We start from the raw sequence: 12,279 nt of genomic DNA, 5'->3' as shown, positions 1-12,279 counted from the left end.
TCATGTCTAAAGTAAGCATCAAAACCCTAAAACAACTGATTGAGGATACAGGCCACAGCCAAAGTGAGTTTTCGAAGATCGTCGGCATGAGTACAGCTGGTCTCAATCAACTTGTTTTGAAAGGTTTATTCCCAAAGCAAAAAGATGCTGAAGCAATCATCACAAAAGTGTTGCTCGAAAAACATATTGATCAATCAAGCATCACAGCTGCTTTCAATTTACTCAAAGCAATGCACCCAGTTCCGCTTCAACACCAAGCCCATATTGAAACTAAAAAAATTGAACCTGTAGAGGAAGAAATCATGTTACTCGCTAAACAATCACTGACTCATCAAGCCAAAAAACAGTTCGGTTTGTTTACTAATCCTTTTGTTGGTGATGTGCAGTCACAAGACCAACTCTTCATTAACGACGACATCAATTATGTTCGTCAAGCTATGTATCAGACAGCAAAACACGGCGGTTTTATTGCAGTTTCTGGTGAGTCGGGTTCAGGTAAAACCACCTTGCGCCTTGACCTTGAAGATCGAATTGTACGAGAGCATTTGTCGATTATTTTAATTGAGCCTTATGTCATTGCAGCTGAAGACAACGATATTAAAGGCAAAACCTTAAAGTCCGCCCACATCGCTGAGGCGATTATTAACACGATTAGCATGGGGCAAGAAAAGCCAAAGCAATCTGCTGAAGGCCGCTTTCGTCAAGTACACCAATTGTTAAAAGCTTCGGCTGATGGTGGTAACAGTCACGTTATTTTGATTGAAGAGGCACATAGTTTACCGATCCCAACACTAAAACACTTGAAGCGCTTTTTTGAACTTAAAAGCGGATTCAAAAACCTGCTTTCTATCATTTTGATTGGTCAAACAGAATTAGCAATCAAGCTAAGCGAACGTAACCCACAAATCCGTGAGGTTGTACAACGCTGTGAGAACATCACGCTTTCACCACTTACACCAAGTGGACTTGAGCAATATCTCCAACACCGTGCTCAATCAATAAATAAGAAGCTTTCAGACATCATCACCGATGACGGTGTGGATGCGATTGTTGAACGTCTGGTGCAAGTCGATGGTTCTGGTAAAACCACACGCTCTCTTCTTTATCCACTCGCAGTTGGCAACTTAATCACTGGTGCGATGAATGCAGCTGCTGAGTTGCATGTACCCGTGATTGATCGCCACGTGATTATGGGAGTGTAAATCATGGCTGATTTTGCAGATGTAGCAGCAGACATTGCTCAAACAGATTTAGACCATGCTTTGCAGAATGCAAAGCGAGTGGAATTTACAAGCTACTTCGATTGCGAAGAATGCGGCACAGAAATTCCTGAACAACGACGCAGACTTGGCAGCGTGACTTTATGTATTGATTGCCAGACTGCACTCGAAGCAAAACAAAAACATTTCCGAGGATAGACCTATGGGAACAATTAGTCCAGTAGAAAAAGGCATAGCTGCACGTACATCTTACCGCCTTGAAAGATTCAAAATTCAGTTTGCAACAACTTCAACTTTTGAGGTGTTGAACTCTCAGTTTCCAATTATGGAAATCTTTGAAATGAACAATGAGAAATTTGCAATTTCGACTGTTCAACAAGCTTATGAAGATTGGCTTATCGAATTAAGACCAACCAAGAGATATAACTTTATTAAAGATTTAGACAAGTTGCTTAGTGGTGACTATGTCCTTGTTCCCAAGCAACCTGATGCATCAATGGAAAGAGCTGGTATGGAAGCTGGCGCAGGTTTTTCAGCATGTCGTGTTTTTAAAGCAATGTGTGCAGCAGCTCAAGGAGCATCGAAATGACAGCTCTCAGACATAACAAACCTTTTACTAATAAAGAGCTTGATCTACTCAAAACGATGTATCTCGCAGGAAAGGCTTCAGCCGACATTGCTGCTGCAACCAATCGCTCAAGAAGCGGTGTTTTAGCTGCGATTCACAGAATGATTCGCACAAAGCAAATCCCTGTTGTTAGAAGTATGGCAGTGATCTGCCTTGGCGGTATCAATGCAGCAGAAGTAGAACTCCAAAGAGCGAAACATAAAGGTTTCAACCGCATTACCTATCTAACTCCGAATTGCCTTTACAGCAATATTTCCGTCGAAGCATTACAAGAACATATTTCACGTTACAAGCAAGTAAGCCACTTACTTTAGGAGCTACACAATGACCATTCACACTATTCCCGAAGGTTACTGGGAAAACACACAAGGTGCATTAGTACCTGAAGCCAACGTCAAAGAAATTGACAAATTGCGCGATCAAACAGTTCGCAAGCTATTTGAAAAAGTGAATGAAATACATGAACTTTTGAAGGCTTGCAAAATTCAAAGTTTTGAAGATGTTGCTCAGTTTTGCGCAATTTCATCAGACCAATATGGGGTAACTGTTGGAGGCAATAAAGGCAATGTCACTCTTATGAGCTATGACGGACGCCTAAAAATTCAACGCAATATTGCACAGAACATCAACTTTGATGAACGTCTGCAAGCTGCAAAAGAATTGATTGATGAGTGTCTTGAGGAATGGACTGAAGGCAGCCGCGATGAAATCAAGGTCATCATCAATAACGCATTTAACGTGGACAAAAAGGGAGAAATCAGCACAACAAAAGTACTAGGTCTTAAAAAAATCGAAATCAACCACCCGAAATGGAAGCAAGCAATGCAAGCCATTTCAGACAGCATCAACATTATTGGCAGCAAAGCCTACATACGTTTTTACAAGCGTGATGATGCAACTGGTGGCTACTTACCACTATCACTCGATATCGCATCCATTTAAAGGCTTAGCAATGAAAGAACTTTCTATTGCAATTGTTACCTGTGGATTTATCGCAGGAAGTTTACACACATCAGGCTTGCCAGAATTTTTATATGTGCTTTTTGCAATTCTGACAGCTTGTTCAACTCACTTAAAAGGTTAATACACCATGAATAAATCAGAACTTATCAACCATATCTCAGCATCAGCTGGTATTTCAAAAACTCAAGCAACAGCTGCTCTTCAGGCAGTAGAAACAGGTGTCATTGATACCTTGGCAAGTGGTGGTCAAGTCACACTCACTGGCTTTGGAACATTCAAAGTCACTGATCGCGCTGCGCGTACTGGCCGCAATCCAGCGACTGGTGAAGAAATTCAAATTGCTGCCTCAAAAGTACCTACTTTCAAAGCTGGCAAAGGTTTAAAGGATGCGGTGAATTAAAGCGAAACACAGGCATTAGTGCCTGTGTCTGCTGGATGTCGTGATCCAGTACTGACGAGCAGCGAGGAAATTATGAAATACATCATGTTTAGGAAAGAAATTAACGATTTAGTTGAGCTTATACCAGTCATTTTCCCAAATAAGCTGGTGCATAAAGATGTAGCAGATGCCTTGCAAAAAGAGGTGCTAAAGGACTGCACCATTCACTCTGCTGGATCAATTAGCCCTCTTAATCTATTACCAGAAGGCCGTTCTGAAACTTTAGGAGCTGAATCGAATCCTGAGACTGATGAACATGTAATAAAAATGAATGACTACGGAGCTGGTTACCTATGGTGACACTTGAAGATTTAGAAAATTTACCACCTGAAATTGTAATTAGTATTGGAGAGATTTCATGAATAAGACAGAAGTAATCGAAAAAATCAAAAAGTGCTTGGCTCTGAGCAAATCTGCCAATCAACATGAAGCTGCCACAGCTTTACGCCAAGCTCAAGCATTGATGGAAAAATATAATATTGATGCAGATGATGCCGAACTTCTCGGCATTCAAGAAGCATTTATAACTGGAAGTGGCTCTAAAACACCAACAGTTTTTGAGGCTGTACTTGCAAATTCAATAGCGAAAATCATGGATTGCAAAGTCTTGCTAAACCATGACATTCAGATCACTGCACAACTGGGATTTAAGAAAGTACATCGTTGGCTTTTTATAGGATTTGATCCAGCTCCAGAGATTGCAGCATACGCATTTGATGTTTTGTATCGCCAACTAAAAAAGTCACGCCTTAACTATATTTCGACTCAATTAAGTCGAGTCAAAGTCAAAACCAATAAGATCAAACGCGCAGATCTATTTTGTGAAGGTTGGGTATTGGAGGCAACAAAACATGTCTCTGCTCTAAAGCCGAACGAAAACAAATTAAATCAAATTGATGAATACGTTCAAAGCAAACGCAAGATTAAAGATGGTGAGGCAAAAGATCGAAATAAAAAAACCAATACCAATGCTGACCGATATCAAAATGATTTACATGCTGGCCGTCAGGCTGGTAAAGATGCTCAACTCAATCAAGCCATGAATGGTGGACAAGAGTTTGAAAAGTTGGGAGCAAATTCATGACAGAATTTATGAATTGCTTGAGCGTATTGGCTTTGTTTGCAGTTTTTGGAATCGGTTTGGTGACTTGCTGCACTGAAGCAAAAAAAGCTTGGTCAGCACGAAAAATTACTGGTCAAACTGTTTTTGAACGTAAAGCTTATAGTCTTAAAGCTGGATCATCTTTGTGTCTTGCAGCGTTGGCTTTGATTGGACTAGCTGATGCAGCTAAAGGAGTGTTCTGGTGATGGAAACTTTTAACTTTGAGATGATGGCAAGAGATGCCTTTCAATCAGCAAGAATAAATATTGATGAATTCGAAGACTCTCCAAATTGGGTTGTAGCAAATCGTTTGTTCAGATTTGGACGCACAAAATCTATTAAATTCTGCGAAATGCTAGGAATTAATCCAGACAGTATGACTACGGAGAGAGTTGATACTCTCAATAAGGAGAATGCTCAGTGAAATTCAATAAAAAATTAAATTTGATCAAGCTTATTCATGTAGCTAAGACCAAGCTTGGTCTTGATGATGATGTTTACCGTGACATTCTCAGCAGTACAACGGGTAAAACCAGTTCAAAAGAATTAAACCTAGCACAGCTTGACGCTGTGCTGGATCGTTTAAAACAACTCGGCTTTGCCGTTGAGTCTAAAGATAAGACAAGTGTTAAAAACCTAGCCAGCGATGCACAAAGCAAATTAATACGACATTTGTGGCTTCAACTGCATGAAGCTGGAGCAGTCAGAGACGGCAGCGAAAAAGCACTGGCAAAGTTTGTTGAAAATCGAGTGAACGTGAGTGCTTTGCAGTTTTTGAGCAGTAAAAATGCAGATATGGTTATCAATCATTTGCGTCAATGGTGTAAACGATGCGGCATTGAACGTGTCACTTTGGAAGCATAGGAGGTATAGATCATGGCTTATCGTCCACACATTCTAGATGCCCAACAGGTTTTCTCAGACGATGAGATCATTAACTTGATGCCTAAAAATTTCATTTTCATTGCACGATTGATTAAGGTCGAAAATGCACTGAATTTAATTGATGGCTTTGGTGGTACAAAAATCTATATTCCAGTTCGTCAGGCATTAAATGTGAATTCTAAACTTGCACAGGTGATAGGCTTTAGTAATCTACAGTTGCTTTCAGATCAGCTTGGCAATAATCACATTGAAATTCCAATGGGTACACCTATTACTGTTGCAATGCGCAACCGAGCGATCCGTAAACAAGCATCAACCATGTCAAAAGAAAAGCTGGCTCGCAAATTCAGCGTGACACTTAGAACAATTCGCAGTATCGTAAACTCTGAAGAGAAGCTTAATGTTCAGGAAGATCCCAATCTTGATCTATTCAATGAATAAAAAAAGCGGACTAACAATCCGCTTTCTCGTTTCTAAAATCTGAAACGTCGTTTCAAATCTCATCCCATCAAATCCCAGACTATCCCTAAATATCCCACAATTATCTCAACATTCCTTTCTAGTTATAATATTAGTACTCATAAAAACATCTGCTTTGTATTATATATAAATGCAAATAATTATCATTAAAATTATCATATCCTATTTACAACACTTCAGAATTCTACCTCATCAAATCAACAGAGCTTGGTTCTTTTTAGAAGCAATAAAATGCGATGTTTTGGGTTAACAATAGTTTACAAAGGAACGTCGCTATTGTTCAGCAGTATAGATGGGTTCAACATATTCTTTAAAATCAAACTATAAACATGGATCGATAACAATGAAGAAAGTTTTTATTTTAATAACCCTGCTGTTTTCTACCACACTTAGTGGCTGTAATGACGATTCAAAAATGGATAGTGAACCACAAACCACCAATCATCCCCAACAGCAGCAACTGGAGCAAAATAAAGCGCTTGTTAAAACCTTCTATGAAGGTGTATTTGTAGCTAAAAAGGTAAAAGAATTCTCGGATCGTTATATTTCCGAAAATTATATTCAGCACAATCCCTACTTGCCAGACGGACGACAAGCATTTGTCGACTTTTTTGAGAAAGAACTTGCTGATCATCCTGATGCGGAATACAGCATTGAACGCATAATTGCAGAAGATGATCTTGTACTCTTACATGTAAGAAGCAAACTCAATACAGAGGTCGCCACCAATGCAGGAGTTGATCTTTTTCGCATCGCGAATGGCGTTATTGTTGAACATTGGGATACGAATCAGGATGTACCTGAAAATGAACGCACAGCAGCCAATCCAGAGATCATGTTCAATGGGAATAAGAACCATGCGACTTCTCCAGCACACACTAGTGAGAATAAGGCATTAGTCACTACATTTGTTAAAGGTGTATTTGAACAACATAAGGTCAGAGAGTTTTCTGAACGCTATCTCGCAGATCACTACATTCAACATAATCCTTGGATTGAAAATGGTAGAGAGCCTTTTATTTCCTTCTTTGAACAGCTCTTCCAAGCTGACCCCGCTGCCAAGTATCAAATTAAACGCGTGATTGCGGAAGGAGATCTGGTTGCAGTCCAACTGCGCAGCAAATTGAGCAATGAACCTGAAAATGCGGGCTTTGATATTTTCCGAGTAGAGAATGCTAAGATCGTAGAGCATTGGGATGTCAATCAGGCTGTTCCAGAAAACAGTGCAAATAGCAATACCATGTTCTAGACTTATCAAATCTAGTTGAAGACCGATGTGATTAAATAAGGCCCATATTATCTGGGCTTTTTAGGTTTCATCCGCAGGAATTAAATCATAATAATTCATCCTGACCACTTTACTATCAAGCCATTCAGTTCAACGATAGATTTATTTGAAGATTCCTCTTTTTTCTATATCGGTTTATATCGAGGTATGAAAAAATAATCAGCTTTATTGAAATTATTTTTTGAGATATATGAGCTCTCCCGCACATCGCTATTCCCTATTCCTCGTTATTTTTTCCCTTGCTGTAGGTAGTTTCTGTATTGGCACCACTGAGTTTGTAGCGATGGGGCTAATTCAGGAAATCGCCACTGATCTAAATGTCAGTGTGCCGCATGCAGGTTATTTCATCAGCGCCTATGCCCTCGGTGTTATGGTCGGTGCACCAATTATTGCGATCTTAGGGGCCAAAGTACCACGTAAAACGCTCTTGCTCAGCTTGATGCTTTTTTATGGCTTGGCCAATGCAGCGACGGCTTTTGCAACAACACCAGAAGCCATGCTGCTGTCTCGCTTTATTGCAGGTTTTCCACACGGGGCTTACTTTGGCGTAGCCGCCTTGGTTGCGGCTGAACTGGCGGGTAAACAACGCCGTGCCACCGCAATTGCACAGGTGATGATGGGACTCACCATTGCCAATGTGATTGGGGTACCAATTGCCACATGGTTGGGGCAACAATTTGGCTGGAAATCAGGCTTTGAATTTTCTGCGGTCATTGCCTTTATTACCCTCATCGGTGTCAGTTTATTTGTTCCCAATATTCCACTGCAAAAAAGCGCCAGTATTAAAGCCGAATTGGCAGGCCTTAAAAATATCAATATGTGGCTCACTCTAGCCGTCGGCGCAATTGGCTTTGGCGGCATGTTCTCGGTATATAGCTATGTTTCACCGATTCTGACGGAATATACCCATGCCGATATTCGTGTGGTTCCCATCGCCCTTGCCATTTGGGGCATGGGTATGGTGATTGGTGGCTTGGTTGCTGGCTGGTTGGCAGATAAAAATCTGTTTAAAACCATTATCGGCATCCTGATCAGTTCTGCACTCGCCTTTGTCGCTGCCAGCTTTATGATGTCTCATCTCTATACGGCAATTGCGGCCTTATTCCTGATTGGCTTTACGGTGATTGGCCTTGGTGGTGCTTTACAAACCCATCTCATGGATATCGCAGGTGATGCGCAAACCTTGGCTGCATCACTAAATCATTCTGCATTTAATTTGGCCAATGCACTCGGCGCCTTCTTGGGTGGTTGGGTACTCAGCCATAATATGGGCTGGTTAGCACCGATCTGGGTGGGTTTCGTATTAAGTTTGGGGGGCTTGGCGATTTTATTGATTGCTTTGGCTTATGCCAAATACTCACAAAAAAATGGATCTGTTGTGTCTTAAAGGCAAATCATAAAAGAACGATACAGAGAAAACCCGAAAATCAAACTTCGGGTTTTTATTCTAAAATCATCCAGCTGAGTCTTTATTTCACCGCATCTGCCACTTCTTTTAACATGGCCTTCATGCCATCCAAGCCATTATTCATCAAGTACCAGTTACTTGAATCCAGATAGACGATATTGCCATTTTGCGCCGCTTTGGTTTGATTGATAATCTTGTTATTCAAGACCTGCTTGGCACCTTGCTGATTTTCAGTAATCGCAGCGCCACGGTCAATCACAAACAAATAGTCAGGATTTTTCTGAGCAATAAATTCATGTGACACTGCCATACCATGCAAGCCGACTTTGATCGAGGGATCGGCTGGGGTAAAACCATATAGATCATGGATATTACCAAAGCGTGAGCCTGGCCCATACGCTGCAATCTTGCTGTTATTCACCAAGATCACCAACGCTGTTTTCCCTTTGGTTTTGGCTTTTAAGGCGGCAATCTCTTTTTCTAGCGTTTGCAATTGCTGCTCAGCATCCTGTTTTTTGCCGACCATCTTAGCAATATTCAGCGTCTGCTGCTTAAAGGAGTTGAACTGATCGTTATAGTCCACATCGACAAAATAAGTCGGTGCAATCTGTTTGATCTGATTCACCAGATTTTCCATCCGTCCACTCATCAAAATCAATTCAGGTTGACTGGCTGCAATTTTTTCCAGATTTGGCTCTTTGACTGTGCCGACATCCAGATATTTGCCATCACTATAGTTTTGTAGCACTTTCGGTAATGGTGTGCCTTTCGGCAATGCCACCACTTTATCATCTGCGCCCAAAGCATGAATGGTATTCAAAGTACTGGTATCCAATACCGCAATACGAGACACGTTTGCAGGAATCGTGATCTGACCCGCCTTACTTTCAAAGCTAAGCGTGTCATGTGTAGCAGTCGTATTCCCTTCCTGTGTTGCAGAAGGTGTGTTGGAATTACCACATGCAGCCAGCACCACACTCAGCATCATGACTGGCAATGTTTTTTTGAAAAGCATAACGAACTCCTAACTAATGAAATACAAACCTAATTTATGTTGTTGAACCTGTTGGATCGGGATATGAAAATCAAAAATATCCTTGAGAATACGTTCATCCATCATCTGCTGTGGATAACCTTGATAGACCAATTGCCCTGCTTTCATGGCAATGATGTGATCGGCATAGACCGAGGCAAAATTGATGTCATGAATCACCACAATGATGGACTTGCCATGATTTTCAGCCAGATCCTTTAACACTTTCATAATCTGTGAAGAATGCTTCATATCCAGATTATTCAGAGGCTCATCCAACAAGATATAATCGGTGTCCTGTGCCAGAATCATGGCGATATATGCACGTTGGCGCTGCCCCCCCGACAACTCACTGAGTTGACGATGGCGTAATGCTTCTAAATCCATATAGGCAATGCAGCGATCAATCACCTCACGATCTTCTGCGGTCAAGCGTCCTTGTGAATATGGGAAACGACCAAACGCTACCAAATCTTCAATGCTCAGCCGTAATTCGGTATGGTTAGACTGCTTTAAAATCGCCAGCTTTTTCGCAATATCGGCACTTTTCATCTGCTGTAGATCTTGTCCATCTAGCAACACTTGTCCTTGATCAGCCTCGATCAAACGGCTCATGATGGAAAGCACCGTACTTTTACCCGCACCATTCGGGCCAATAAAAGCCGTAAACTGGCCTTTTGTGATGCTCAGTGAAACATCCGTTACCACCTGCTGTTGCTGATAGCTTTTACTTAAATTCTTTAACTCTATTGCCACTTTTTGTTTTCCTTCAGTAATATCCAGAAGAAATAAATTCCACCGACAAAGTTGATAATCACACTGAGCGTGGTTTTAAAATTCAATACATGCAGTACGATGAACTGCCCAATCATTAGACAAAGAATGCTGACCAAAATAATACCCAGCAGTAAAATATGATGCTGATGGGTCTTGAACAGCTCAAGGGTAATGTTGAGTACCAGCAAGCCAAGGAACATCATGGGGCCTGCCAAAGCAGTTGCTGAGGCCAGCGCCAAGACCACCAGAATCAATAACAAACGGCTGGTCTTGTCATAATCCAGTCCTAAATTCAGCGCATGATCACGTCCTAGCGCCATCACATCCAGCTTGTGGTAATGCTTTAAGCTATAAACCAGAATCGGCACAATGGTCAGCAGAGACAATCCAACCGTTTCCATTTTCACCACATTAAAACTGGCAAAACCAGCATAAGCGGCGATTTGAAACTCATCAGGATCGAGCAAGACCTGAAAGAAAGTGGTCATATTGTCGAAAAAGGTTGAAAAAATCAGTCCCACCAACAACAGAAAGTAAATATTTTGCTGTGCCACTTTCTGGAAAATAAAGTGATACAGCAATAAGGCAAAAGTGACCATTAACAACAGGCTGATCAGATAATCCAAGACAAAGTTGAGTGACAGCAAAGTACTGGCACCAAAGAAATAAATCATCTTGGTCTTGGACAATTCATACAGCTTATCTAACCCTAACGCCTGTGGAGTCACCACCCGATTATTCACAATGGTATGAAAGACCAAAGTTGACACACCGACAGCGACACCTGCGACGATGATGGCCGCAACAGTCTTTAAACGTAAACTTAAGGCATATTGCCATGCCACACCCAAATTCCAGCCCAGATATAAGGCAATGCTCAGCAGCATCAACAAGGCTAAAACGATCAACTTGGTTTTGTTAGGCATAGCGATACCTCCTGAGCAATAACCACAGGAAAATCACGCTGCCGACCACGCCCATAATCAGACTTACAGACACTTCATAGGGATAAATCACCACCCTGCCAAAAACATCACAAAGCAACACCAGCAAAGCACCCAATAATGCAGTATGCGAAAGCGTTCGACGAATATTGTCACCCAAATACAAGCTCACGAGATTCGGTACAATCAATCCAAGAAAAGGAATTGCACCAACCGTCACAATCACCACACCTGTAATCACTGAGACGAGCAGCAAACCCAGAAACAAGGTCTGCTTATAATTCAGTCCAAGATTAGTAGCAAAATCCTGCCCTAAGCCTGCCAAGACAAAACGATTGGCAAAGAGATAGATCAGAATCAAAACAGGAACACTGAGATAGATCAGCTCATATTGGCCATTTAAAATGGTAGAAAAGTCACCCTGTAACCAACCTGCCAAGTTTTGTAATAAATCCATTTGCAAGGCGATAAAGGTGGTAAAAGCCGAGATAATACTGCCGAAAATCATCCCCACCAGTGGAACGAAGACTGTATCTCGATGCTTGAGGGTCGCCAGAATACTCATAAATGCCATTGCCCCCATCAGTGTCACGGCAATAGCAAAGCCAGTTTTGACAAAGATTGAAGCGCTTGGCAGTAAGATAATCGAAACCAGTACCCCCAAACGTGCGCAGTCATATAAACCTGCTGTGGTTGGAGAAACAAAACGGTTGCGGCTGAGTGACTGCATAATCAAGCCACAGACACTTAGACCCGCACCTGCCACAATAATTGCCATGAGACGTGGTAAACGACTGGTCCAGAACAGTTGCCACTCTTGAAGATTTCCAGCCCACAAGCCTGCAAGACTCATCTCACCGACACCGACAAATAAAGAAATAAATGCCAAAGGAAGCAATAATAAAACGAGATAACGCCGCTTAATCATGTTGGGAGAACTTCATATGATGCGCAAACTTAAAATAAGCTTAAAAAATACAAAATAGATAATAAGAAACTATCACAAATGATAAAGATTATTGTTAACTTTTTTAAATGAAATATCATCGATGTGAAGTACGGCTTAATTCAGTCAACTTTTCATTTTTTATAAAAAAGCTCCAAACCGCAGC

At 41.3% G+C, this 12,279-nt stretch carries 19 protein-coding genes and 1 other RNA gene; 16 read left to right on the top strand and 4 right to left on the bottom strand.

The features are described 5' to 3' along the window. Positions 1 to 2 precede the first annotated feature (2 nt). From Aba26S_RS00425 to Aba26S_RS00355, 16 genes are all read left to right on the top strand, one after another. Entirely contained in the window at positions 3 to 1,202 is a 1,200-nt protein-coding gene (locus Aba26S_RS00425; RefSeq protein WP_043969706.1) for an ExeA family protein, read from the top strand. 3 nt (positions 1,203 to 1,205) lie between these two features. Then, the gene (locus Aba26S_RS00420; RefSeq protein ID WP_043969705.1) at positions 1,206 to 1,418 is read left to right on the top strand and encodes a TraR/DksA C4-type zinc finger protein; all 213 of its coding nucleotides are present in this window, start codon (positions 1,206 to 1,208) and stop codon (positions 1,416 to 1,418) included. A 4-nt stretch (positions 1,419 to 1,422) separates the two neighbouring features. Next, positions 1,423 to 1,809, top strand: coding sequence for a hypothetical protein (locus tag Aba26S_RS21285; protein ID WP_252322548.1), 387 nt, complete (start codon positions 1,423 to 1,425; stop codon positions 1,807 to 1,809). After that, positions 1,806 to 2,162: a hypothetical protein gene (locus Aba26S_RS00410; protein ID WP_043969704.1), complete on the top strand. Its 357-nt coding sequence runs from the start codon at positions 1,806 to 1,808 to the stop codon at positions 2,160 to 2,162. Before Aba26S_RS21285 ends, Aba26S_RS00410 begins: the two co-directional genes overlap by 4 nt. A gap of 10 nt (positions 2,163 to 2,172) precedes the next feature. Then, a complete protein-coding gene (locus Aba26S_RS00405; protein WP_043969703.1) occupies positions 2,173 to 2,790 on the top strand; it encodes a DUF3164 family protein in 618 nt (205 codons plus the stop codon). A gap of 10 nt (positions 2,791 to 2,800) precedes the next feature. Further along, positions 2,801 to 2,932 (top strand): hypothetical protein, encoded by a 132-nt coding sequence (locus Aba26S_RS21565; protein ID WP_265596971.1) that lies wholly within the window; start codon positions 2,801 to 2,803, stop codon positions 2,930 to 2,932. A gap of 6 nt (positions 2,933 to 2,938) precedes the next feature. Next, entirely contained in the window at positions 2,939 to 3,211 is a 273-nt protein-coding gene (locus Aba26S_RS00400) for an HU family DNA-binding protein (RefSeq protein WP_005274832.1), read from the top strand. Then, positions 3,211 to 3,279, top strand: an RNA gene (locus Aba26S_RS00395) — hammerhead ribozyme type II. The genes Aba26S_RS00400 and Aba26S_RS00395 overlap by 1 nt, the downstream gene beginning before the upstream one ends. 4 nt (positions 3,280 to 3,283) lie before the next feature. Next, a complete protein-coding gene (locus Aba26S_RS00390) occupies positions 3,284 to 3,550 on the top strand; it encodes a hypothetical protein (RefSeq protein WP_151838114.1) in 267 nt (88 codons plus the stop codon). Positions 3,551 to 3,608: 58 nt separating this feature from the next. Continuing rightward, entirely contained in the window at positions 3,609 to 4,334 is a 726-nt protein-coding gene (locus Aba26S_RS00385) for a DUF2786 domain-containing protein (RefSeq protein WP_043969701.1), read from the top strand. Beyond that, positions 4,331 to 4,558: a hypothetical protein gene (locus tag Aba26S_RS00380; protein ID WP_043969700.1), complete on the top strand. Its 228-nt coding sequence runs from the start codon at positions 4,331 to 4,333 to the stop codon at positions 4,556 to 4,558. Before Aba26S_RS00385 ends, Aba26S_RS00380 begins: the two co-directional genes overlap by 4 nt. Beyond that, complete coding sequence (locus tag Aba26S_RS00375) at positions 4,558 to 4,776, top strand: hypothetical protein (RefSeq protein ID WP_043969699.1); 219 nt, start codon at positions 4,558 to 4,560, stop codon at positions 4,774 to 4,776. Before Aba26S_RS00380 ends, Aba26S_RS00375 begins: the two co-directional genes overlap by 1 nt. Continuing rightward, positions 4,773 to 5,216 carry a gp16 family protein gene (locus Aba26S_RS00370; protein ID WP_043969698.1) on the top strand — a complete coding sequence of 148 codons (444 nt, stop codon included), beginning with the start codon at positions 4,773 to 4,775 and terminating at the stop codon, positions 5,214 to 5,216. Before Aba26S_RS00375 ends, Aba26S_RS00370 begins: the two co-directional genes overlap by 4 nt. Before the next feature lie 12 nt (positions 5,217 to 5,228). After that, a complete protein-coding gene (locus tag Aba26S_RS00365; protein WP_005274817.1) occupies positions 5,229 to 5,678 on the top strand; it encodes a Mor transcription activator family protein in 450 nt (149 codons plus the stop codon). Positions 5,679 to 6,060: 382 nt separating this feature from the next. After that, positions 6,061 to 6,966 (top strand): nuclear transport factor 2 family protein, encoded by a 906-nt coding sequence (locus tag Aba26S_RS00360; RefSeq protein WP_043969697.1) that lies wholly within the window; start codon positions 6,061 to 6,063, stop codon positions 6,964 to 6,966. A 229-nt stretch (positions 6,967 to 7,195) separates the two neighbouring features. Then, positions 7,196 to 8,392: an MFS transporter gene (locus Aba26S_RS00355; protein WP_005241946.1), complete on the top strand. Its 1,197-nt coding sequence runs from the start codon at positions 7,196 to 7,198 to the stop codon at positions 8,390 to 8,392. 82 nt (positions 8,393 to 8,474) lie between these two features. On the opposite strand, the gene Aba26S_RS00350 is transcribed toward Aba26S_RS00355, so the two are convergent. From Aba26S_RS00350 to Aba26S_RS00335, 4 genes are read right to left on the bottom strand one after another with little or no spacing between them, the layout of a single operon-like run. Continuing rightward, positions 8,475 to 9,428 carry a siderophore ABC transporter substrate-binding protein gene (locus Aba26S_RS00350; protein ID WP_043969696.1) on the bottom strand — a complete coding sequence of 318 codons (954 nt, stop codon included), beginning with the start codon at positions 9,426 to 9,428 and terminating at the stop codon, positions 8,475 to 8,477. Positions 9,429 to 9,437: 9 nt separating this feature from the next. Next, positions 9,438 to 10,202 carry an ABC transporter ATP-binding protein gene (locus tag Aba26S_RS00345; protein WP_043969695.1) on the bottom strand — a complete coding sequence of 255 codons (765 nt, stop codon included), beginning with the start codon at positions 10,200 to 10,202 and terminating at the stop codon, positions 9,438 to 9,440. Then, positions 10,193 to 11,149, bottom strand: a complete 957-nt coding sequence (locus tag Aba26S_RS00340; protein ID WP_043969694.1) for an iron chelate uptake ABC transporter family permease subunit — start codon at positions 11,147 to 11,149, stop codon at positions 10,193 to 10,195. Before Aba26S_RS00340 ends, Aba26S_RS00345 begins: the two co-directional genes overlap by 10 nt. Beyond that, positions 11,142 to 12,095, bottom strand: coding sequence for an ABC transporter permease (locus tag Aba26S_RS00335; RefSeq protein ID WP_005241953.1), 954 nt, complete (start codon positions 12,093 to 12,095; stop codon positions 11,142 to 11,144). Before Aba26S_RS00335 ends, Aba26S_RS00340 begins: the two co-directional genes overlap by 8 nt. Between the last annotated feature and the right edge of the window lie 184 nt (positions 12,096 to 12,279).

This window comes from Acinetobacter sp. NBRC 110496 (genome assembly GCF_000876115.1).
Lineage (GTDB): Bacteria > Pseudomonadota > Gammaproteobacteria > Pseudomonadales > Moraxellaceae > Acinetobacter.
This window is presented reverse-complemented; position numbering and strand designations above follow the sequence as displayed.

Excerpts from the sequence above, each read along its gene's own strand:
- Aba26S_RS00425 (WP_043969706.1), top strand. The coding sequence starts at position 3 with ATGTCTAAAGTAAGCATCAAAACCCTAAAACAACTGATTGAGGATACA.
- Aba26S_RS00420 (WP_043969705.1), top strand. The coding sequence starts at position 1,206 with ATGGCTGATTTTGCAGATGTAGCAGCAGACATTGCTCAAACAGATTTA.
- Aba26S_RS21285 (WP_252322548.1), top strand. The coding sequence starts at position 1,423 with ATGGGAACAATTAGTCCAGTAGAAAAAGGCATAGCTGCACGTACATCT.
- Aba26S_RS00410 (WP_043969704.1), top strand. The coding sequence starts at position 1,806 with ATGACAGCTCTCAGACATAACAAACCTTTTACTAATAAAGAGCTTGAT.
- Aba26S_RS00405 (WP_043969703.1), top strand. The coding sequence starts at position 2,173 with ATGACCATTCACACTATTCCCGAAGGTTACTGGGAAAACACACAAGGT.
- Aba26S_RS21565 (WP_265596971.1), top strand. The coding sequence starts at position 2,801 with ATGAAAGAACTTTCTATTGCAATTGTTACCTGTGGATTTATCGCAGGA.
- Aba26S_RS00400 (WP_005274832.1), top strand. The coding sequence starts at position 2,939 with ATGAATAAATCAGAACTTATCAACCATATCTCAGCATCAGCTGGTATT.
- Aba26S_RS00390 (WP_151838114.1), top strand. The coding sequence starts at position 3,284 with ATGAAATACATCATGTTTAGGAAAGAAATTAACGATTTAGTTGAGCTT.
- Aba26S_RS00385 (WP_043969701.1), top strand. The coding sequence starts at position 3,609 with ATGAATAAGACAGAAGTAATCGAAAAAATCAAAAAGTGCTTGGCTCTG.
- Aba26S_RS00380 (WP_043969700.1), top strand. The coding sequence starts at position 4,331 with ATGACAGAATTTATGAATTGCTTGAGCGTATTGGCTTTGTTTGCAGTT.
- Aba26S_RS00375 (WP_043969699.1), top strand. The coding sequence starts at position 4,558 with ATGGAAACTTTTAACTTTGAGATGATGGCAAGAGATGCCTTTCAATCA.
- Aba26S_RS00365 (WP_005274817.1), top strand. The coding sequence starts at position 5,229 with ATGGCTTATCGTCCACACATTCTAGATGCCCAACAGGTTTTCTCAGAC.
- Aba26S_RS00360 (WP_043969697.1), top strand. The coding sequence starts at position 6,061 with ATGAAGAAAGTTTTTATTTTAATAACCCTGCTGTTTTCTACCACACTT.
- Aba26S_RS00355 (WP_005241946.1), top strand. The coding sequence starts at position 7,196 with ATGAGCTCTCCCGCACATCGCTATTCCCTATTCCTCGTTATTTTTTCC.
- Aba26S_RS00350 (WP_043969696.1), bottom strand. The coding sequence starts at position 9,428 with ATGCTTTTCAAAAAAACATTGCCAGTCATGATGCTGAGTGTGGTGCTG.
- Aba26S_RS00340 (WP_043969694.1), bottom strand. The coding sequence starts at position 11,149 with ATGCCTAACAAAACCAAGTTGATCGTTTTAGCCTTGTTGATGCTGCTG.
- Aba26S_RS00335 (WP_005241953.1), bottom strand. The coding sequence starts at position 12,095 with ATGATTAAGCGGCGTTATCTCGTTTTATTATTGCTTCCTTTGGCATTT.